The 21017-nt window shown below is 71.2% G+C and carries 19 protein-coding genes; 4 read left to right on the top strand and 15 right to left on the bottom strand.

The features are described 5' to 3' along the window. Positions 1-3 precede the first annotated feature (3 nt). From OG272_RS45320 to OG272_RS45295, 6 genes are all read right to left on the bottom strand, one after another. Positions 4-1137, bottom strand: a complete 1134-nt coding sequence (locus OG272_RS45320) for an aromatic ring-hydroxylating dioxygenase subunit alpha (RefSeq protein ID WP_326573775.1) — start codon at positions 1135-1137, stop codon at positions 4-6. Positions 1138-1266: 129 nt separating this feature from the next. Next, positions 1267-2427, bottom strand: a complete 1161-nt coding sequence (locus OG272_RS45315; protein ID WP_326573777.1) for an FAD-dependent oxidoreductase — start codon at positions 2425-2427, stop codon at positions 1267-1269. Next, the gene (locus OG272_RS45310) at positions 2424-2786 is read right to left on the bottom strand and encodes a bifunctional 3-phenylpropionate/cinnamic acid dioxygenase ferredoxin subunit (RefSeq protein WP_326573779.1); all 363 of its coding nucleotides are present in this window, start codon (positions 2784-2786) and stop codon (positions 2424-2426) included. Before OG272_RS45310 ends, OG272_RS45315 begins: the two co-directional genes overlap by 4 nt. A gap of 196 nt (positions 2787-2982) precedes the next feature. Beyond that, positions 2983-3612, bottom strand: coding sequence for an MBL fold metallo-hydrolase (locus OG272_RS45305; protein ID WP_405895922.1), 630 nt, complete (start codon positions 3610-3612; stop codon positions 2983-2985). Then, the gene (locus tag OG272_RS45300) at positions 3612-4697 is read right to left on the bottom strand and encodes an S-(hydroxymethyl)mycothiol dehydrogenase (protein WP_326573783.1); all 1086 of its coding nucleotides are present in this window, start codon (positions 4695-4697) and stop codon (positions 3612-3614) included. Before OG272_RS45300 ends, OG272_RS45305 begins: the two co-directional genes overlap by 1 nt. Before the next feature lie 187 nt (positions 4698-4884). Beyond that, complete coding sequence (locus OG272_RS45295; protein ID WP_327726326.1) at positions 4885-7275, bottom strand: SpoIIE family protein phosphatase; 2391 nt, start codon at positions 7273-7275, stop codon at positions 4885-4887. A 511-nt stretch (positions 7276-7786) separates the two neighbouring features. Between OG272_RS45295 and OG272_RS45290 the strand changes: the two genes are divergently transcribed. Then, positions 7787-8932, top strand: a complete 1146-nt coding sequence (locus tag OG272_RS45290; protein WP_405895921.1) for an ABC transporter substrate-binding protein — start codon at positions 7787-7789, stop codon at positions 8930-8932. A 65-nt stretch (positions 8933-8997) separates the two neighbouring features. Then, the gene (locus OG272_RS45285) at positions 8998-9924 is read left to right on the top strand and encodes a PfkB family carbohydrate kinase (protein WP_327726327.1); all 927 of its coding nucleotides are present in this window, start codon (positions 8998-9000) and stop codon (positions 9922-9924) included. 112 nt (positions 9925-10036) lie between these two features. On the opposite strand, the gene OG272_RS45280 is transcribed toward OG272_RS45285, so the two are convergent. The 6 genes from OG272_RS45280 to OG272_RS45255 form a co-directional block, all read right to left on the bottom strand. Then, positions 10037-10720, bottom strand: coding sequence for a hypothetical protein (locus OG272_RS45280; RefSeq protein WP_328224598.1), 684 nt, complete (start codon positions 10718-10720; stop codon positions 10037-10039). Between the two features lie 216 nt (positions 10721-10936). Further along, complete coding sequence (locus tag OG272_RS45275; RefSeq protein ID WP_405895920.1) at positions 10937-11827, bottom strand: calcium-binding protein; 891 nt, start codon at positions 11825-11827, stop codon at positions 10937-10939. Between the two features lie 221 nt (positions 11828-12048). Beyond that, a complete protein-coding gene (locus OG272_RS45270; RefSeq protein WP_326573792.1) occupies positions 12049-12906 on the bottom strand; it encodes a carbohydrate ABC transporter permease in 858 nt (285 codons plus the stop codon). Between the two features lie 2 nt (positions 12907-12908). Beyond that, on the bottom strand, positions 12909-13907 hold the full coding sequence (locus tag OG272_RS45265) for a sugar ABC transporter permease (RefSeq protein WP_326573794.1): 999 nt from the start codon (positions 13905-13907) through the stop codon (positions 12909-12911). Between the two features lie 62 nt (positions 13908-13969). Then, positions 13970-15313 (bottom strand): sugar ABC transporter substrate-binding protein, encoded by a 1344-nt coding sequence (locus OG272_RS45260; RefSeq protein ID WP_328224596.1) that lies wholly within the window; start codon positions 15311-15313, stop codon positions 13970-13972. A gap of 106 nt (positions 15314-15419) precedes the next feature. Beyond that, positions 15420-16442, bottom strand: a complete 1023-nt coding sequence (locus OG272_RS45255; protein ID WP_326573797.1) for a LacI family DNA-binding transcriptional regulator — start codon at positions 16440-16442, stop codon at positions 15420-15422. Between the two features lie 180 nt (positions 16443-16622). On the opposite strand from OG272_RS45255, the gene OG272_RS45250 reads away from it, so the two are divergent. After that, entirely contained in the window at positions 16623-17972 is a 1350-nt protein-coding gene (locus OG272_RS45250) for a mucin-1 (RefSeq protein WP_328224595.1), read from the top strand. A 149-nt stretch (positions 17973-18121) separates the two neighbouring features. Then, on the top strand, positions 18122-18871 hold the full coding sequence (locus OG272_RS45245) for a TetR/AcrR family transcriptional regulator (protein ID WP_405895919.1): 750 nt from the start codon (positions 18122-18124) through the stop codon (positions 18869-18871). A gap of 439 nt (positions 18872-19310) precedes the next feature. Here OG272_RS45245 and OG272_RS45240 read toward each other — a convergent pair whose 3' ends face one another. The 3 genes from OG272_RS45240 to OG272_RS45230 form a co-directional block, all read right to left on the bottom strand. Beyond that, positions 19311-19499, bottom strand: a complete 189-nt coding sequence (locus tag OG272_RS45240; RefSeq protein WP_328224594.1) for a hypothetical protein — start codon at positions 19497-19499, stop codon at positions 19311-19313. A 42-nt stretch (positions 19500-19541) separates the two neighbouring features. Beyond that, complete coding sequence (locus tag OG272_RS45235) at positions 19542-20489, bottom strand: zinc-binding alcohol dehydrogenase family protein (protein WP_327726332.1); 948 nt, start codon at positions 20487-20489, stop codon at positions 19542-19544. 270 nt (positions 20490-20759) lie between these two features. After that, positions 20760-20945: a hypothetical protein gene (locus OG272_RS45230; RefSeq protein ID WP_327726333.1), complete on the bottom strand. Its 186-nt coding sequence runs from the start codon at positions 20943-20945 to the stop codon at positions 20760-20762. Positions 20946-21017: the final 72 nt, after the last annotated feature.

Below are 21017 nucleotides of genomic sequence, written 5' to 3'. Positions count from 1 at the left end.
CCGCTACTGCGGCTGCCGCATGCCCAGGCGCTCGTTCACCCAGTCGTGGAACGCGCCGATGTGGTGCTCACTCGGCACCAGCACACCGCCCTTGGCATACAGCCGTGAGTGCATTCCGGGCTGCGTGCGCTCGCACGCCTCGAAGTCCTGCCGGTTGACCCGGTCGAAGAGCTCCACGGACCGGCTGACGTCCTTGCCGCTGTCGACGACATGCGGAAGGTAGAGCCAGTCGCACTCGACGATCGTGCGGTCGACGGCCACCGGGTACATCCGGTGGAAGATCACATGGTCGGGGACGAGGTTGATGAAGACCTGCGGCCGGACGGTGATCGCGTAGTAGCGCCGGTCCTGTTCCTCGGAGACTCCGGGGATGCGGTCCAGGCCCTCGGAGCCGTCGACGGTGAAGCCCTGCACCTGCGCACCGAACTCCGCGCCGTGCCCGACGTAGTACTGGGCGGCGTAGCCGTCGGCGAACTCCGGGAGCACCTCGGTGAGTTCGGGGTGGATCGTGGCGCAGTGGTAGCACTCCATGAAGTTCTCGATGATGAGCTTCCAGTTCGCCTTGACGTCGTAGACGATCCGCTTGCCGACCGAGAGGTCCTCGACGCCGTAGTGCTCGATGGACTCGACGTCGCCGAGGCGGCTGACGACATCGGCGATGACGTCCTCCTCGAAGGAGGGCGGGTTCTCCGCCAGGCACACCCACACATAGCCGAGCCATTCACGCGTGGCCACGCTCACCAGGCCGTACTCGGTGCGGCCGACGTCGGGCATCTTGGTGAGGTTGGGCGCCGCGACGAGCTTGCCGTCCAGGCCGTAGGTCCAGGCGTGGTAGGGGCACTGGAAGGCCCGCTTGACCTCGCCGCTCTCCTCCGTACAGAGCTTGGCCCCACGGTGGCGGCAGACGTTGAAGTAGGAGCGGACCGAGTTGTCCCGGGCGCGGGTGACGAGGATGCTCTCGCGGCCCACGTCGACGGTACGGAAGGCGCCGGGCTTCGCCAGGTCGGACGAGCGGGCGACGCAGAACCACATCGTCTCGAAGATGCGCTCCTGTTCCAGGGCGAAGATCGCGGGATCGGTGTAGGAGGAGCCGGGGAGGGTGGCGATCAGGCTGTCCGGCAGGCTGGTCGAGGTCACGGTGCACTCCTCGGGGACGTCGTGGATCGGGCGGTCACGCGCCGGGAAGAGCGACTCCGGACGGCGTTGTGTGTGGAGCAACGCTGCGCATCATGCGAAACGACAGCATGAGAGGGCGCATGCGTGGTGTCAAGACGCGGCGGCGAGCTGCTTGCGCCAACGGGTGAACAGCCGCGGCTGGTTCATCCCGAGCACGGCGACCGGACGACCGGCACGCCGGTAGACCGCCAGGACGTTGCGGTCGTCGGGTGCGCCTTCCTCGACCGTCACGCTGTCGGCGCCGGCCGCGTGGCCGGCGAACTGGATCTTCACGCCGTACTGGTCCGACCAGAAGTACGGCGGCCGGGGCACACCCGGCTCCACCGCTCCCCCGGCCAGCAGGGTGGCGACGGCCGCGGCCGGGCGTTCCTGTGCGCCGGTCCAGTGCTCGACGCGACGATGATGGCCGGCCCGGGGGTCGTACCAGGAGGCGCAGTCGCCGACCGCGACCACGCCGGCCAGGCTGGTGCGGCCGTCCGCGCCGCACTTCACCCCGTTGTCGAGGGTGACGCCGGATCCTTCGAGCCAGTCGACGCACGGGCGGGCGCCCACCCCCACGACGACGATGTCGGCGGGGATGCTGCGGCCGTCCTCCAGCAGGACGGCGTCGACCTTGCGCTCCCCGCCGAGTCCCTTGACGCCCACGCCGCACAACAGCCGTACGCCGTGGTCGAGATGGAGAGCGGAGACGATGCCTCCCATGGCCTGGCCGAGCGGGCCGGCGAGCGGCGTCGGTGCCGCTTCGACGACCGTCACCTCCAGTCCGAGGGCACAGGCGGTGGAGGCGACCTCGGCGCCGACGAACCCGCCGCCGATCACGACCAGCCGGCCGCCTCGCGCCAGGTCGTCCCGCAGAGCGCGGGCGTCGTCCAGGGTGCGCAGGACGTGGACTCCGGCCAGGCCGTCGGAACCGGGCAGTTGCCGTGCTGCCGCGCCGGTCGCGATGACGAGGCCGTCGGCCCGGATCTCGCCGCCGTCCGCGAGCCGGACCGCACGCCGAGTGCGGTCCAGGCCGGTGGCGCGGGCTCCGAGCAGCCACTCCGCCCGCAGGTCCTCGCCGTCCGTCTCCAGGGCGAGATCGGCTTCGCCGATGCCGCCGGCCAGGAACTCCTTGGACAACGGGGGCCTGTCGTACGGACGGTGGGGCTCGTCGCCGATGACGACCAGCCGTCCGTCGTAGCCCTGCTTCCGCAGGGAGCGCGCCGCCGACAGTCCGGCCAGCGAGGCGCCCACCACGGCCACGGTCCTCACGCGGGACCTCCGGCGAGCCGCGCGGCGACGCAGGGCGGCAGGTTGGGGGCGTCCGTGGACACCCGGACATAGATCATGCCGTCCTCGATCAGGACGTCATGGGTCCGGACCGGGAGCTTGGCCGGCGGAGCGTCGACGGCACCGGTCCTCAGGTCGAACTTCGAAGCATGCAGCGGGCATTCCACCTCGCAGCCCTCCAGCCAGCCGTCGGCGAGCGAGGCGTCCTGGTGGGTGCAGGTGTCGTCGATGGCGAAGAGCTCGCCGTCGTCGGTATGGAACACCGAGACCGGCGGGTCGATGTCGAGCCGGAGGGCCTCGCCTCGCGGGAGATCTGCGAGACGGCACGCGGGAATCATCATGACACCTCGGGTGCGTATAGCGAAACGGATTGCGGTAAGCGCAACAACAGTCTGAGGTCGCCCAGAATCCTTGTCAAGGAGTCCAGGAGCCCGCTTCGGACGGGACCGCCGACCGTCGCCAGGGCAGCTCGAAACGCCCGTACCACCTGCGGAAACAGGCGGTACGGGCGCCGAGCCGAGGATGTCGCGGCGGCGGTCAGAAGCCGCGGTCGAGCCACTCCTGGAGGTACGGGGCCTCCGCGCCGACGGTGGTCGTCCCCCCGTGTCCGGTGTGCACGACGGTGTCGCCGGGCAGCGTCAGCAGCCGCTCGCGGATCGAGTCGACGATGGTCGGGAAGTCGCTGTACGACCTTCCCGTCGCCCCCGGCCCGCCCGCGAACAGGGTGTCGCCGCTGAAGAGTGCCGTCAGGTCCGGCGCGTACAGACACACCGCCCCGGGAGCATGGCCCGGGGTGTGCAGCACGGTCAGCTCGACACCCGCCACCGTGAGGGCCCGGCCGTCGACGAGTTCGCCGTCGGGTGCCCGGTCGGGGTGGGTCTGCTTCCACAGCGGCAGGTCGTCGGCGTGGAGCAGGATCGGGGCTCCCGTGCGCGCGGCGAGTTCGGGCGCGGCGTCGATGTGGTCGTTGTGGGCGTGCGTGCACACGATGGCCCGCAGGGTGCGGTCGCCGAGGGCTTCGGCGATGACGTCGGCATCGTGCGCGGCGTCGATGACGACGGCCTCCTCGTCGTCGCCGACGATCCACACGTTGTTGTCGACGTCCCAGGTGCCGCCGTCCAGCGAGAACGTCCCCGAGGTGACGAGATGCTCGATGCGGGCGGCCATCACAGGACCACCACCGAGCGCAGGACGTCGCCCCGGTGCATCCGCTCGAAGGCCTTCTCCACGTCGTCCAGCGCGATGGTCTCCGTGACGAAGGCGTCCAGATCCAGCCGGCCCTGGAGGTACAGGTCGATGAGCATCGGGAAGTCACGGGAGGGCAGGCAGTCGCCGTACCAGGACGACTTCAGCGCGCCGCCCCGGCCGAAGACCTCCAGCAGCGGCAGTTCCAGCTTCATCTCCGGGGTCGGCACGCCGACCAGGACGACCGTGCCGGCGAGATCACGGGCGTAGAAGGCCTGCTGGTACGTCTCCGGGCGGCCGACCGCCTCGATGACGACGTCGGCGCCGAAGCCGCCGGTCAGCTCGCGGATCGCCTCGACGGCATCCGTGTTCCTGGAGTTGACCGTGTGGGTCGCGCCCAGCTTCCTGGCGGTGTCCAGCTTGGCATCGTCGATGTCCACCGCGATGATCTTCGCCGCGCCCGCCAGGTTCGACCCGACGACCGCCGCGGCCCCGACGCCGCCACAGCCGATGACCGCGACGCTGTCACCGCGTCCGACGTTCCCGGTGTTGATGGCAGCGCCGATACCCGCCATCACGCCGCACCCCAGCAGGCCGGCGGCCGCCGCCGACGCGGCTCGGTCGACCTTCGTGCACTGCCCCGCCGCCACCAGCGTCTTCTCCGCGAACGCGCCGATACCCAGCGCCGGCGACAGCTCGGTGCCGTCGAGGAGGGTCATCCTCTGCTTCGCGTTGTGGGTGCTGAAGCAGTACCACGGGCGTCCGCGCAGACAGGCCCGGCACTGCCCGCAGACCGCACGCCAGTTGAGGATGACGAAGTCACCGGGGGCGACATCGGTGACCCCCTCCCCCACCGACTCCACGACGCCCGCGGCCTCGTGCCCCAGCAGGAAGGGGAACTCGTCGTTGATGCCGCCCTCCCGGTAGTGCAGGTCGGTGTGGCAGACCCCGCAGGCCTCGATCTTCACCAGCGCCTCGCCCGGGCCGGGGTCGGGCACGATGATCGTTTCCAGGCTGACAGGGGCACCCTTGCCCCGTGCGACGACAGCACGGACCTGGTGAGCCATGGCCACTCCTCGGCGGTATCGAGACCTGAGACTGAAGTTGCTTATTGCGGCACGCAGCGCGCGTACCGCAACACAGCATCGTGGAGCGCCGACCGGGGGTCAAGGAGTCGACGGGCAGTACGGCGCGGGGCGTGACCGCGACGGGCCCTGGGGCCCGGCCTCGCCGCACCCACGCTTCGCCCGGGGGCTACGCGTCCCGCACCGTGCCGGGGAGGGCCTGCTCGGCCCAGATGGTCTTGCCCGTGCGGGTGTGCCGCGTGCCCCAGCGCTGCGTGAGCTGGGCGACGAGCAGGAGGCCTCGTCCGCCTTCGTCGAAGGCTCGGGCCCGGCGCATGTGCGGAGCGGTACCGCTGGAGTCCGAGACCTCGCAGATGAGTGTGGTCTCGCGGATCAGACGCAGCTGGATCGGGGAGCCGCCGTAGCGGATGGCGTTGGTGACCAGCTCGCTGACGACGAGTTCGGTGACGAAGGAGACCTCCTCCAGCCGCCAGGCGGCGAGCTGCTCGCAGGCCAGCTTGCGGGCATGCCCGACGAACGCGGGGTCGGCGGGCACGTCCCAGGTGGCGACCCGGTCGGCGTCCAGCGCCCGGGTCCTGGCCAGGAGCAGGGCCACGTCGTCGACGGGGCGGTCCGTCAGCAGGCTCCCCAGAACCCCGTCACAGGTCTCCTCCAAGGGGCGGCCCGTGCCGCAGAGCGCCTGGCGCAGCCGGGCGAGCCCGTCGTCCAGATCGCGGTCGGGTGCCTGGACCAGGCCGTCGGTGTAGAGGGCGAACACGCTGCCTTCGGGCACGTCGAACTCCGCGGTCTCGAAGGGCAGCCCGCCCACGCCCAGGGGTGGCCCGATCGGCAGGTCGAGGAACGCGGCCTCGCCGTCCGGGGAGATCAGGGCCGGTGGCGGGTGACCGGCCCGGGCCATGGAGCAGCGGCGCGAGACGGGGTCGTAGACGGCGTACAGACAGGTGGCCCCGATCTCGCCGGGACTCTCCGCGTCCTCGGCCTCGTCCGCCGTCCGCTCGGAGTCCAGGCGCAGGACGATGTCGTCGAGCTGGGTGAGCAGCTCGTCCGGCGGCAGGTCCACGTCGGCCAGGGTGCGTACGGCCGTACGCAGCCGGCCCATGGTGGCGGACGCCTGGACTCCGTGGCCGACGACGTCGCCCACGACCAGCCCCACTCTGGCGCCGGACAACGGGATGACGTCGAACCAGTCGCCTCCGATCCCGGCGCGCGTGCTGGCCGGTTGGTACCGGGAGGCGACCTCCACGGCGGCCTGCCGGGGCGCGCGGTGGGGCAGGAGGCTGCGTTGCAGTTCGAGGGCGATGGCGCGTTCGCGGGTGTAGCGGCGGGCGTTGTCCACACAGACGGCGGCGCGGGCGGCGAGTTCCTCGGCGAGCAGCAGGTCGTCCTCGCCGAAGGGCTCGGGCGTGCGGTGGCGGGAGAGGATCGACAGGCCGAGGGTGATACCGCGGGCGCGCAGGGGCACGGCCATCATCGAGTGGATGCCATGGACCTCGATGCTGCGGGCCCGCTCCTGTGAGCCCGCCGCCCACAGCCCCGCGGTGACGTCGTCGACCTCGTACAGCAGGGCGCGGCCGGTGGTCAGCGCGCGGCCCGGCGGCGATCCTTCGTGGTAGGTGTGCCTGCTCCCGACGGGGACCGCGGCTTCGGGGCAGCCTTCCAGCACGGACCGCTGAGCGGTGCGGCGGAAGACAAGGGGAGCGGCACCGGGCGAGAGAGTGGCTTCCTCGCCGGCGAGCACCGAGTCCAGCAGGTCCACGACGACGAAGTCGGCGAGATGGTCGGTGCACACCTCGGCGAGTTCCTCGGCGGTGCGTGTCACGTCGAGGGTGGAGCCGATCCGGTTGCTGGACTCGTTGAGCATGGTCAGCCGTCGGCGGGCCAGGAACTGCTCCGTGCTGTCGATCGCCGCCAGGCACATGCCCCGGACGTCGCCGGCGCCGTCCTTCAACGGGCTGAGGGACACCAGCCACGCGTGTTCGTGGGTCTCGCCGGGCGCGCGCAGCCATGCCTCGTACGGCATCGGCTCACCCGTTCGCAGTACGCGCTGTACGGCGTCGTCGAGCTCCTCGAAACCCGGGAGCCGACGCATCCCGTCGGCCGACACCCCCACCCGTCGACCGAGCAGGTCCTCCTGCGGCCTGCCCATCACCCCCTCCATCGCGGAGTTCGCGGACACCGCGAGTCCGTCCTGATCGAAGAGCGCGATCGGAACGGGGAGCTGGTCCAGGGCCCACCGCCGCAGCCGCGCGGCAGGCTCCGGCACCGTGGCCGTCAGAAACCACTGGGCCTCCCCCGCCGAGCCCAGCAGCGGATGTGCCTCCAGCTCCAGCTCCACGTCGTGGCCGTCCCGGTGCCGCGCGTGGACGGGGCCACGCCAGTCGGCGGGCTCGGCGAGACGGCTGCGGGCCGAGTCCGGAAGGGCTTCGGCCAGCAGGTCGACCGCCCGGCGGCCGACCACCTCCCCGTGCGTGTAGCCGAGCACCCGTCGCGCGCCGGCACTCCACGCGATGACCAGCCCCCTGGCGTCGACCGCGGCCGAGGCGACACCGTGCTCGCCCATCGTTCCTTCTCTCCTACGACCGGAGCCGTCGTCAATGGGCTCACAGATCGACTGCAGGGCACTACTTCCAGGGTTCATTGTGCGCCGGGCACGCCACGCATGGCGCGCGACCATCCGAAACGCCCGGTCCCTACCCTGCCACGCCGCATGCCTCGCGGGCGCTCCCTTGCACCAGCGCCGACAGCGCGACCGAGGGGCGGGAGGGGGCGGGTGCCTCACCCGGCACGGTGCCCTTCGGCGCCGCGCCGGCGGTCCTCGCGCCGAATGGCGCCCGTACTTCCCCCAGTGGACGTACCGCCCGCCCTGCGGGAGTTGAGGGGCGGCAACGACCATCGCGTGGGACCCCGCGCATAATCGATTGCCTGTCGGTGACGGTGGTGGATGCAATGTCCGGCATGATCACCCAGGTGCGCCCGCCAGGGCGAGATGAGATGTACGCGCGCTACCGGGCCCTGCCACTCCGTGATGGGGGCAAGCGGCAGCCGATTGGCCACACGGGAGGCGCCCGCGCATGAGAACGCCATCATCACCTGCTGGAGCGGCGCGAGCTGACGGATCAGACGGATCGTCCGTCCGGATCGGTGTTCTCCTTCCCCTGACCCGGCCCGGCTGGGTCGGGGCGGGCCGACACCTGCTGGCCGGGCTCGAGCTGGCCGTTCACGAGGTCAACGAGGCCGGCGGGATCGACGGAAGGCCCCTGGAGCTGGTGGTCCGGGACACCGCGGCCGATCCGCGGACGGCCGAGGCGGCCGTGGACGAACTGGCTCGCCTGGGCGTGGCCGCCCTGGCGGGTGAGTACCACAGCGTCGTCGCTCGCGCCGCCGCCACCCGGGCCGACGCCCTGGGCCTGCCGTACCTCTGCTCGTCGGCGGTTCTCGACGCGCTCACCGAACAGCCGACGGAATGGGTCGCGCGCCTCTCCCCGCCGCAGTCCCGCGGCTGGCGGGTCTACGCGGACTTCCTCCTCGGCGCGGGCCACCGCCGCATCGCCGTGGCAGCCCAGCCGAGTGTCTACTGGGCGTCCGGGACCCGTATCCTGCGGGACCACCTCGCGGCACGCGGCGGCACCGTCATCGAACTCGACATGAACGCCCTCACCCCCACGGCCGTGTGCGACGAACTCGTCGAGCACCACGCGACAGCCCTCCTCCTGCTGGTCGGCCACCCGGAGCCGGCGGTGTCGATCGTCAAGTCCGTCCGCCACGACCCACGCCTGACCGAGATCCTGATCGGTGCTCCGGCCGGGCAACCGGAGTTCGCCGAATGGGCGACGCTGCTGGGCGACGACAGTGCGGCGATCCCGTTCCTGCGCTACCTGCCCGAGCGCCTCGGCCCCCTCGGCGCACGAGTCGAGACGGCCCTCCGCGAGCGGCTGACCGAAGCGCCCTCCTTCGTCGCGTTCGAGGGCTACGACACGGTCGTCGTCCTCGCCGACGTGCTGCGTTCCCACGGCACGGACGGGACGCACGCCACGGCCCCGGACCGGACGCACATTGCCGCATCCTGGCCGCGCGTCGCGGTCGAGGGCACGCGCGGGCAGATCCGGTTCTCCCGCACGCCAGGCATCGGCGTGTGGCAATGGGTTTGGCCGCCCGTCCAGGTCGTCGATCGGGATCCGGCGGAACCCGATCGCTTCCGGATCCTCCGCACCGGCTGAGAGCACGGAGATTCCTCGTGGAGCGGCTCCACAGGACAGCGGTTCGGCAGGAGGGTGAGGGCACTGTGGCGGAGACGGGGCATGAGCCGGTGGTGGGGCGGGGGGCTCCGCGAGGGCTGTTCGTCGGGTTGTGCACGCTCGATGTGATTCAGCTCGTCGACCACGCGCCGGGGGCGAACGAGAAGCTGACGGCTCGTGAGCAGGTCGTCGCCGCGGGCGGACCGGCGGCGAACGCGGCCGTCGCCTTCGCCCACCTGGGCGGCGCGGCCACGCTGCTCACCGCGATCGGCCGTCATCCGCTGGGGGTCGCCGTCGCGGCGGACCTGGACCGGCTGGGCGTGACCGTGGTGGACCTGGCGGCGGACTCGGTCGAGCCGCCCGCCGTCTCGTCCGTTCTGGTGACCGCGTCCAGCGGGGACCGTGCCGTCGCCTCGACCAATGCGGCGGGATACCGGATCGATCCGCCGGACGATCTCGACGCGTTGGTCGCGGCCTGCGACATCGTCGAACTCGACGGTCACCACATGGAGTTGGCCGTGGCAGCCGCCCGTGCAGCGCGTGCGGCCGGCCGTCGGACCGTTCTGGACGGGGGAAGTTGGAAGGCCGGTACGGAGAGGCTGCTGTCGTCGATCGACGTGGCTGTCTGTTCGCACGACTTCCTCCCGCCCGGCACCGACACGCCGACGAGCACGCCGACGGGGACCCTGCGGTTCCTGCGGGACCACGGGGTCGGCTGGGCGGCGGTCAGCCGGGGCGGGCAGCCCCTCGTATGGGCGGGCCCCGCCAGCGGGGGCGCGGTGGACGTACCCGTCGTACGGGTGGCGGACACGCTGGGCGCGGGTGACGTCCTGCACGGCGCCCTCACCCATGGCCTCGCGGCTCAGGACGACATGACGTCGCAGGACTTCGCCGAGGCCCTGCGCGGCGCCGCCGTCGTGGCCGCGCGGGCATGTGCCTCGTTCGGAACCCGGGCGTGGATGCGGGAAGGCTGAGCCGACACTCAGCCCACGTGCACATGCATGAAGGGGAGGAAGTCCGCCACCAGGAAGGCCACGGGCACCCGGAACCCGGGCCGTCCCGGTCACCGCACCGCACCGCACTCGGTCAGGGTGTGAAGACCTCGTCGAGCCGGTCGATGGCCCCGTCGCCGCCGAGGTGGTAGGTGAAGACCAGGCCGGAGTTCGGGTGTGCCTCGAGCCAGTCGAGGAACTCCTGGACGCCGATGGGCTGATTCTCGGTGCTTTCCACGATGGGGGTGGTGACGGTGATGTTCGCGGCCTGATCCATCGGGATGAAGGTCTCTTCGCCGACTGTCTCGAACGGCGCGCCGTCCGAATCGGGGGTGCCGCATCCCCAGTTGCCGTGCTTGACGATCAGGCTGAGGAATCCCCCTTCCGGGGTGTAGCGGTAGACCGCGATCTCGTCGGGGGAGATGGGCATCTTGTGGTCGCAGTCGTCGGCGTCGCCGTCCGCGCCCACGGAGGGCGACGCCGTGGGGGCCGGTGACTTGGAGGTGACCGGAACGCCCCCAGCGGTCTTGCCCCCGCCGCCCGGGTCCTTGGAAGCCGCCGCGCCGGGCTTCTTGCCCGTCGTGTCGGCCGACGCCCCCGTCTTGTCCTTGGTGCCGCTCGTCGCCGACGCGGTCGCCTTCGCGTCACTGTCGGCACCACCCGTACCACCGCCACCGGAGCAGCCCGTGAGACCCAACGCCCCTGCGGCGCATACGCTCAACACGGCTGCCTTGACGGCGCCCGGTCTGCGGCGGCTCTTCCTCGGCGTCAGGTTCATGATGCGTCCCCCATCGTGGGTGTTCGAGGTCTCCGTGAGCCTCGTCGGCTCGGGAGGAAGGGACGAGTTTCAGCCGTCGGCAGTTGCACGCCCTGGCCAGATTGTGCACGTTGACTTCTACGGCATACACGGCGACTCAGCCATGTCGGGCGTCACGCCCTCGGTCGGCGGTGCGGGGCCGGTCCGCGGCTTCGCGGTCCGGCCCCGCCGCGGGACTCACGCCTCGCAGGCGCTCTTCGTGTCACTCGTGTCGGCGGTGCACGTGTCGGAGTTGGTGCCCCCGTTGAGGGAGTCGTTTCCGAACACGCCGTCCACGGCGTCGAGGGTGTCGTTGCCGGCCCCGCCGCTGTGGGTGTCGTTGCCGGCGCCGCCGACGAGGGTGTCGTTGCCCGTTCCGCCCACCAGGAGGTCGTTGCCCCCGAAGCCGGACAGGATGTCGTTGGCCGTTCCCCCGGTGAGCGTGTCGCCGAACGGGCTGCCGTAGACGATCTCGACGTCCGTGAGGACGTTGTCGCCCTCCCCGCCGATTCCGTCGTCCGCGGCGTTGTCGATGTCCACGACGACGCCGGAGCCGCTCTCCAGGTAGCTGGCGATGTCGCTGGTGCCGCCCCCGCCGCTGAGCCGGTCGGCGCCGGTGCCGCCGATGAGCAGGTCGAAGGTGACGCCGCCGTTCAGGGTGTCGTTGCCCGTGCCGCCGTTGAGGATGTTGCTGCCGGGGCTGGGGCCGCCGTTGATGACGTCGTTGCCGGACTCGCCCTTCAGGTCACCGCGGACGTTTCCGGTCTTGGTGATGATGTCGTTGCCGTCACCGGCGTTGACCACGACCGTGTCGTTGTTGAGGTTCACCGGGCAGGCCACCGAGCCGTTGCCCTGGACCGAGCATCCGACACCGGCGGTCAGGGTGTCGGAGGTGTCCTGGATGACGACGCTGCTCCCGGACAGGCTGACCGTGATGTTGTTCGCGCGGCCCGCCGCCGCGTTCACGACCACGTTGGTCCCACTCTTGAACACACCGGTTGCCGCGCTGGCGGACCCTCCGGTCAGGGTCACCGCGGAACCCGCCATCGCGGTGACCACCATGACCCGGAGTAACGCTTTTCTGCCCATGGGCTCCCTCTCGCTCGCGTGATCGGCCTGGCCGCGCACCGCCGGTGCGTCGAACCGGTTCTACGGTGTCAGGCGATCCCGGGCGGTACATGGGGGCACGACCCCCATGTACCGCCCACGCGGTGGTGCGGCGCGGGACAGCCGCGCGACCGTGAACAGAGCAGGTGCCGATGCCCCTGCCGCGGAGCCGTCGGGCGCTCCGAGCCGTCGGGCGACCCGGCTCAGCCCTTGACCGCGGAGCTGGCGACGCCTTGGACGAACCAGCGTTGGAAGAAGACGAAGATGATCAGGACGGGCAGGACGAGCAGGACGCCGAAGGCGAGGGTCTGGCCGTAGTCCGGGGGCAGTTGGGCCTGGAAGACGCTCATCTCCAGAGGCAGGGGCCGGACCGAGGGGTCGGAGACCATCAGGACCGGCCACAGGAAGGAGCCCCACTGGGTGAGGAAGGTCAGGATCGCGACGGAGGCGAAGGCCGGCTTCGACATGGGGACGATGATGGCGAAGAAGGTGCGCCAGGGGCCCGCGCCGTCGAGGCGGGCGGCTTCCTCGATGCTCGGCGGGATCGAGCGGAAGAACGTGTGGAACTGGTACACGGAGAAGGCGTTGGCGATGAACGGGAGCGCCAGGATGTAGAGGGTGTTGCGCTGGTCGTTGAACAGGTAGAACAGCGGGACCGCCACCGACTCGAACGGGATCAGCATCAGCAGCAGGATGAGCGAGAAGACGGCGTTGCGGCCGCGCCATCGCAGGCGTGACAGTCCGTACGCGGCCATCGAGTTGACGAAGAGGCCGCCGGTGACGACGACGAAGGCCAGCACCAACGAGATGCCCATGAAGCGCCAGAAGTAGCCGGTGCTGTCGGAGTTGAGGCTGCTGAGGACGGCCGCGTAGTTGTCGAAGGACAGGTGGGTGGGCAGGAAGCCGGACAGGCCGTCCAGGACTTCGTCCGAGGGCTTGAGGCTGCCGATGAACAGGTAGATGGCGGGCAGCGCGAAGACGAAGGCCAACACGCTGAGGACGGCGTAGTCGAGGAAGCGGCGCATGGGTGTGCGGGTCAGGCCGCCCGTGTGCGTACTCATGGTCAGTCCTCGTTGTCGGGCCGGACGACGCGGCGCTGGATGAGGGTCAGGGCGACGACGATCAGGAAGAAGACGACGGTGATCGCGGCTGCCTGGCCGATGTTGTTCTGGTCGAAGGCGGTGGTGACGGCCTGGTACATCACGGTGCGGGTGGCGTCCTCGTCGAGGCCGCCACCGCGGATCAGGACGTAGACCTGGTCGAAGACGCGGAAGGAGAGGACCGAGGTGAGCATGACGACGAAGACGAGGGTGCCGCGGATGCCGGGCAGGGTGACGTGCCGGAACTGCTGCCAGCGGGAGGCCCGGTCGAGTTCCGCGGCTTCGTAGAGCTCGCCCGGGATCTGCTGGAGCCCGGCGAGGAGGATGACCATCTGGAAGCCGACGCCCTGCCAGATGGACAGCACGATGATCGAGGCCATCGCGGTGAGGCCGTCGCCGAGCCAGTCGAAGGCACCCCAGTTGCCGAAACTCGCCGCGTCCAGCGCGGAGTTGAGCATGCCCTGGTCGCTGCGGGCGAGGATCAGCCGCCAGATCACCGCGACCAGCGCCATCGGGAAGACCACCGGCATGAAGAAGAAGGAGCGGAACAGGCCGATCGCCTTGAGCTTGCGGTTGAGCAGGATCGCCAGGCCGAGGGCGAGTCCTGTCTGGAGGGGGACGACGACCACGGCGAAGGTCAGGTTGTTCAGCAGGGCCCTGAGGAACGGGCCGGAGAGGTCGGGGTCGGTGAACAGCCGCCGGTACTGCTCGACGCCGAAGAAGGTGGGCTCCAGCGGGGAGCCGAGGCGCACGTTGTAGAAGGAGAGGACGACGGCGTAGCAGAAGGGGATGCCGACGAAGGCTATGAGTCCGGCGACGGCGGGCGTGGACATGAGCAGTCCGTGCAGCCAGTCGCGATTCTTGCGCACGGCGCGCGCGGGACGCGCGGGCTTGGCGGAGGTCACGGGTGGGGCCTTCTCCCGGGCTTCGGGCGCGGGGCGCGCGGGCTTCACGGATGTCACGGGGGTCCTGTTCCTGACGGGGCGGGCGGGGCGGGCACCGCGCCCGCCCCGGCCGATGGGTCCTACGGGATCTCGTAGCCGGCGTTGTCGGAGAAGTCCTGGTCGATGGCGCGGGCCGCCTTCGACAGGGCGTCCTCGGGGTCGGCGCCGCCGTATATGGAGTTCAGAGCCTCACCGAACTTCGCGGTGACGGTGGGATATCCGGCGGTCACGGGGCGGGTGACGGCGACGCAGGAGGAGGTGATGTCGCTGTCGCCGCAGGGCTTGGCGAGCTGGTCGGCGAAGAGCTGGAGCGGGCCGCCCTGCTTGTACAGCTCGCTCGCGGCGAGAGCCGTCTTGGTGGCGGGCGGGGCGCCGTTGGCCTTCGTCATGGCGGCGACGTTGGTGTCGTTGAGCAGATAGTCCATGAAGGCGCCGGCGGCCTTGGCGTTCTTGGTGTCCGCGCCGATGCCCCAGGCCCACGAACCCTGGCCGGTCTTGGGTCCGTTGCCGAAGTCGGGCAGCGGCAGTACGACCAGGTCGTCGCCGAGGGCCTCACCGTAGGTGGGGTACATCCAGTGCCCGACCCAGCTGAGCGCCACCCGGCTCTTGGCGAAGGCGTTGCCGTCGGTGTTGGGGTCCACGTACGTCTTCCAGGACTGGAGGGTCTTCAGCGCGGACACCGACTTCGGCGAGTCGAGGGCGCCTTCGGCCTTGCCGTCCTTGAGCAGGGCGCCGCCGGCCGACCAGACGACCGGGGCGAAGCCGTAGGTGCCCCACTCGGTGGCGAATCCGTTGCCCTCCTGGACGTCGAGGACCTTTCCGTCGGAGTCCTCGGCCTTGAGCGCCTTGAGCGCGGCCGTGAACTCCTCCACCGTCCAGGCGTCGTCCAGAGTGGTCGGGTACTTCACGCCGGCGGCGTCCAGCAGCTTCTTGTTGCCGTAGATCCCGAGGCCGGAGTCGTACATGCCCAGGCCGTAGTGCTTGTCACCGATCTCGCCCTGCGACTTGCTCGCGTCGGTGGCGTTGTCCATCGTCTTGGCGGAGACGTAGTCGTCGACCGCGGCGAGCTTCTTGTTGTAGACGAAGTTCGCCATGGTCGGGCCGTCGAACTCCAGCACGTCCGGCAGCTTGGAGGCGTCGGTCGTGGTGATCGTCTTGGTGTAGTCGTTGCCGGGCAGCAGCTTCAGCTCGACCTTGATCTTGCTCTGTGAGGAGTTGAACGACTTCACCGCGGCCTGCAGGGCGGCGTCCTCGCTCTTCTGCCCCTGGTGGGCCCAGACGCTGATGGTGCCCGTGCCGCTGCCCGCCTCCGCGGAGGCGTCGGTGCCGCCGCCCCCGCCGCAGGCGGCCAGTGCCGCCAGGGGCAGGACGAGAGCCAGGCCCGTACTTGCTGTGCGGCGGTACTTTCTGCTGGTCGAGCGCATGATCTGTGCCTCCGTGCTGTGGCGAGGGTTCATGGTGCGGGGAGCTTTCGCGGCGTGGGGGTGTGGGCTGTGGGGGTGTGGGGGTGTGGGGCTCGATGGAGGGGGGTCACTGGGGCCCGCGGGGACGGGGTGGGGCGGTGGTCTCGCGCAGGACGAGGCGAATGGGCATCTGCACCTGTTCGGCGGGGCGCTCGCCGGCAGGTTCGTCGAGCTGGCGCAGCAGCAGGCGGGCGGCCTCGGCGCCCTGTTCGGCGACCGGCTGGGCGACGGTGGTCAGCCCCAGCACGTCGGCGAGTTCGTGGTCGTCGAAGCCGACCACGGACACGTCGTCCGGGACCTTCAGCCGGTGACGGCGCAGGGCGCGCAGCGCGCCCATCGCCATCTCGTCGGACTGGGCGAACACCGCGGTCGGCGGCCGCGAGGCGGCCAGTAGTTCCGTCATGGCCCGCTCGCCGCCGTCGACGGTGTAGTCGCCGTCGGCCTCCAGGGCCGGGTCGTGCGCGATCCCGGCGTCGGCCAGGACGTCCAGGTAGGCGTTGCGGCGTTCGACGGGGGTGGTCCAGTGCTGCGGCCCGCTGGTCCCACTGATCATGCCGATGCGGCGGTGGCCGAGGTTCACCAGATGCCGTACGGCGCTCTCGGTGCCGGCCCGGTCGTCGATGCCGACGACGGTGAAGCCGGGCCGGGTTCCGCCGACCGTGGTGGCCAGCGGCACCCCCAGTGAGCGCAGTGCGGCGGACTCCTCCTCGTCGGGGATGAGGAGGGTCAGCACCGCGTCCACCCGCTTGCGGACCGGCAGCTTGGTGAAGAAACGCTTGCGTGTCTCCGGCGAGCCGAGGTTGTACAGCAGCACGTCGTACCCGGCGGAGCTGAACACCTTCTCGGCCGCGTCCAGCACCGTGCCGAAGAACCAGCGGCCCACGTAGGGGACGACCACGCCGATGGTGTAAGTGCGGCCGCTGGCCAGGCTGGAGGCGGAGCGGGACGCGGTGTAGCCGAGCTGGGTGGCGACGGCCGCGATCCGGTCCCGCACCTCGTCGGAGACGCCCGGCCGGCCGCGCAGGGCGCGGGACACGGTGGACGCGGAGACGCCGACCGCCCGGGCGACGTCGTTGATGCTGGCCGTCACGGCTCAGTTCCTCCCGTTGAATTCACGTCGGTGTGATCTGTGGGTGACGTGACCGTAAACCCGACCTCCTTGTTGCGCAAGCGTTTGCGTTCATATTTACTTGGGCCGACTTCCGAGTGAGTCCGTTTTGATCGATGGTCAGCGCACGCGTTTGGCGCTGTGAGCCGACAGGAACCGCCCATGCGATACGCCCCGCCCGGACTGTGCGTGAACGACTTCGCCCTGCTGCGGGACGAGGACGGTACATACACGGTGCTGCACCTGCAGGGGCCCTGGACGGCCGAGTTCGACCACCTGCGGATGGAGACCTCGTACGGCCGGGCCACCTCCACCGACCTGGTCGGCTGGCAGCCGCAGGGGCCGGCCTTCGGGGTCGGGCTGCCCGGCCGCTTCGACCAGCAGGCGGTGTGGACCATGCACCCCGTCCGGCACGGCGACGGAATGGCGATGTTCTACACCGGGGTGTCCGGGCTGACGCCGGACGGCTGGCCGCTCCAGTCCGTCGGCCTGGCGTACTCCGATCGCACGGACGGCACCGGCTGGCGGCGCCACGGCACGTCGCCGGTCGTCGAGGCGGACCCGCGCTGGTATCGCACCGGCGAGCAGATGGGCTGGCGGGACCCCTTCGTCGTACGCGACGACGAGTCCGACGGCTGGGTGATGGTGGTCTGCGCCAACGACGCCGCGCTCCCCGTCGAGGCCGGCGGCTGCGTCGCCTGGGCCACCTCCGACGACCTGGAGCACTGGACCGTCCATCCGCCACTGATCTCACCCGGCGACGTGGACGAGTTGGAGTGCCCGGTCCTGGAACGCCTCGACGACGGCACCTGGCTGCTGCTCGGGTCCATCGGCGCGACCCGCGGCTTCGAGGCGTGGACTGCCCCGCGCCTGCGGGGCCCCTGGACCCGGCGCGGCCCGCTCGGTCCGACCGGCTCCTACGCCCCCCGCGTCATCGCCGCGCCCGACGGCTCCCGCGTCGTCCTGCACACCACTCCCCGCCAGGTCGGGCTGACCGACACCGGCGAACGCTGCCGCGGCATGCTCGCCCAGCCCAAGTCCCTGGTCGTGGAGGGTGACTTCGCGCCACGTCTGGAATGGTGGCCCGGCCTGGACACCTGGCTCGGCGAGGAAACCGAACAGCCCACCCTGCACGCGCTCGGCGACATCGACGTCACCGGACCCGTCGAGATCACCCTCCGCACGCGCACCCCGGACGACGGCCGCGCCGCCCTCGCCGTCGGCTGCGACGGCAAGAACCTGTGGATCACGGGCCCCGACGGCACCCGACTCGGCGAGACCGTCCTGACCGAACCCGCTTCCACCCTGCGTGTCCTCACCGTCGGCGAATACGTCGAGGTCTACGCCGACAACGTCTTCGTCCTCACGGCCCTGTGCTATTCCGGTCACCCCGCCCCGTGGACAGCCGTCACCGAAGGGCACAGCCGTACGATTCCGGTACGCCCGATCCGGCTGCCCGACCCCCACCGCGACGACGCCTCCGCCATCTGGCCCGGCCCCACATCCCGATGACCAGCGGGGGTCCGGGCAGGGGCCCCTCGCACGGAAGCCCCGACGGCACGGCAGGCCCACTCCGCACCACCCCATCACGCATACGATGACGCCGAAACAGGTTCCGGCGCGCGTAGGGGCGCATCGGCCGCTGAGAGGGTGACCGTTCCATGGCTTCGGCGACACCACCCGTCCCGGGCAGTCCTGACTGGTGGGCGAGCCGGCCGTCGGCTCCCGCCCATCGGCGCGGCCGCCCCCCGATGGACGTCGACCGGATCATCGAGACGGCCTTGCGACTCATCGACGAGGTCGGGGCCCAGGCGCTGACACTGCGGATGCTCGCCGACGCCCTGGACTCCGGCACGGCAACGCTCTACCGGCACTTCAACGGCAAGGACGAACTGCTCGCTCTGGTCGCCGACAGAGTCCTGGGCGAGGTCCGGGTCCCGCCCGAGGGGTCGGCCGACAGGTCCTGGCGGGAGGCGGCCACGGTCGCGGCGGAGGCTTTCCACGCCACCTTGTGCCGACACCCCCGTGCGGTGCCGTTGCTGGCGGCCCAGGTTCCCGTCGGCCCCAACGGTCTGCGCGCCAGGGAGCGGCTCCTCACGCTGCTCCTGAGCCACGGGTTCTCGGTCGGCCTGGCCGCCCGCGCCTACACCGCGCTGGGGCACTACGTGACGGGCTTCGCCATCCAGCAGTACGGTCCCGGCACTCCCCGTCCCGAGGACCAGACGCAGCTGCGGGGTTACTACCGTTCCCTGGACCCGGCCGCCTACCCGTCCACGACAGCGGCGGCCGACGACCTCACCTCCGTACCGCTTCACGAGGAGTTCCGGTTCGGCCTGGAGCTGCTCCTCGACGGTCTGGAGCAGGCCAGACTCAGGGAGTCTCCGGTGCGCGGCGACGCCGTCGGACACTGACCCCGTCAGTTCACGCGGTCCCCCTCGTCAAGCCCCCGCGTCTGTCCGGGCAGCCGTCGAGGCGCGTCCCGGCGCGGGCGCTGGGACGCGCCTCGACGGCACGCGCGGGCGCTGGCACCCGCGGGCGCCGGGACGCGCGTGTGCTTCTGGACCAGACGGCCGAGAGCCGGAAGCGAACGGGGGCACGGCTACGCGGCTCGATGCCCTCGTGGGCGGGTCGCCCAGCAGGTCGTCCAGCGGGCCGCCCGGCAGGTCGCCCAGCGGGCCGCCGCCTGCGCGGTGAGCCCGAAGGCCGCCGCCCAGCCGTACTCGGCGCCGCTCGGGCCGACGAGCGGCGTGGCGGCTCAGCCGAGCGGGATCGGCGCCTCCAGGCCCGGCTCGACCTGCGTGTCCGCGCTGTTGAGGAGTCCGGCCGGCATGACGTAGTGACCGGCCGGCATCACCGCTTCGACCGCCCCCTTCGTTCCGTACCGCGTTCGTTCCGTACCGCGTTCGTTCCGTACCGCGCGGACGGGCCCGCCCACTGCTGTGCGGTGAGCCGACTGGTGGCCGGCAGGGTGTCCACGGCGGCCAGCAGCTCCGCGTCCTGACGCTCCCAGCCGCCGAGGTCGTCCGACCCGCACGGCATCGCCCGGTCGGGCCGACGATTCCGGCGAGGCCGGCCGAAGCGTCAGCCGGCGACCAGAACAGGGCGGGGGCCCGCAGGAGCCGTCCACGCCTCGCCGACGCGGGAGAGTGGGTAGGCCTGCGCGTCCACCTTCACGTCGCCGTCGGCGATGAGCTGGAGGTAGGCGGCGACCTGAACGAAGTAGCGGCGCATGTCGAAGGACCCGATGCCGCTGCCACTGAGACGGAAGGGGCGACTGCGCAGCAGTGCGGCGGGCACGGCGGCCTGTTCGCCGGCGGCGGAGCCGATCTCCACGTAGCTGGTGGCGTGCGCGCCGGGAATCTCCGCCAGTGCCTCGAAGGCGGCCTCGGCGACGCCACCCCAGAGGAAGTCCAGCACGAGGTCGGGCGCGTGGCCGTCGAGGGCCGCACCGATGACCGCCGCGTCCACGCCCTGGTCGCCGACGATCTCGACGATCTCGGCACCGAGCCCCGCCACCCGCTTGAGGTCGTCCATGCCACGGCCGACGCCGATCACACGCCGCACGCCCAGCGCCAAGGCGTTCTGCACGGCGAGACCGCCGGCCGCTCCGGTCACCCCGAGGATCATCACCGTGTCCGGTGTGCCGAGCTCGTCGGCGTGGGCGGTCAGCGGCATCCAGGACGACATGCCCGGGTTCATGCCCGCCGCCACCGCGACAGGGTCGGCGCCGTCCGGCAGCGGCAGGGCCAGGGTGACCGCCATCCGCTCGGCGAAGGTGCCCCAGGGCTCCTCGATGTCGCCGGTGTACACCAGCGTGCCGTCGGCGGTGCGGGCCACCGCGTCGACGCCCGGCACCAGCGGATAGCGCCCGGTGCTGCTGTAGTGCCTGCCGGACGCCTTGGCCCGCACGATGGGGTGGATCGCCGACGCGACCAGGTCGACGATCTGCCGGCCCTCGCCGACCTCCGGGTCCGCGAAGTCGAGGCGTTCGGGGGCCGCACCCGCCGTCGTCACTACTGCTGCCTTCATCGCTGTTCTCCCTGTCTCTGGAACCGCACCGCGCTCCGCGGTGGCTCCGGACTGTGAAACCCATGCCGAAACCGGTGATCGGGACCAGCGGCGCCCGACTTTTCGGATACAAGGTATCCATAATTTTCCCCGATCTCCAATCCCCCTCGCGGTCCGCGCGGGCATCGGACGAAATCCCGCGGAGCGGCGCGAGGGGGTGGGAGGGAAGGGAATCCCCGTCGCACAGGCCGGTCACCACACGACCACTGCGCCGCCCGGCCTCCCTGATGGTCACAACAGCCCCGTGAGCGTGTCGTGGGCGGCGTCGGGGCGGGCCGGCGTGGTGACGGTGATCCGCGGCGTGTCAGCCCAGTGGCCGAGGGGCTGCCCGTTCGAGGGAAGGGACTCTTCCGCACCGGCCGAGCCAGCAGGCCGCTGGGTGAAATGGCGGGAGGCGGCCAGGAGAAGCAGCGCCAAACGGTCGCCTCGTCGGGGGCCCACCCGATCAGCACCAGCGTGGCGGCGGCCGTCAGCACGGCCCCGCGCGTG

This window comes from Streptomyces sp. NBC_00104, from assembly GCF_045160825.1.
Taxonomy (GTDB): domain Bacteria; phylum Actinomycetota; class Actinomycetes; order Streptomycetales; family Streptomycetaceae; genus Streptomyces.
Note: the sequence above shows the minus strand (reverse complement) of the source record. Positions and strands in the feature narration are given on the sequence as shown.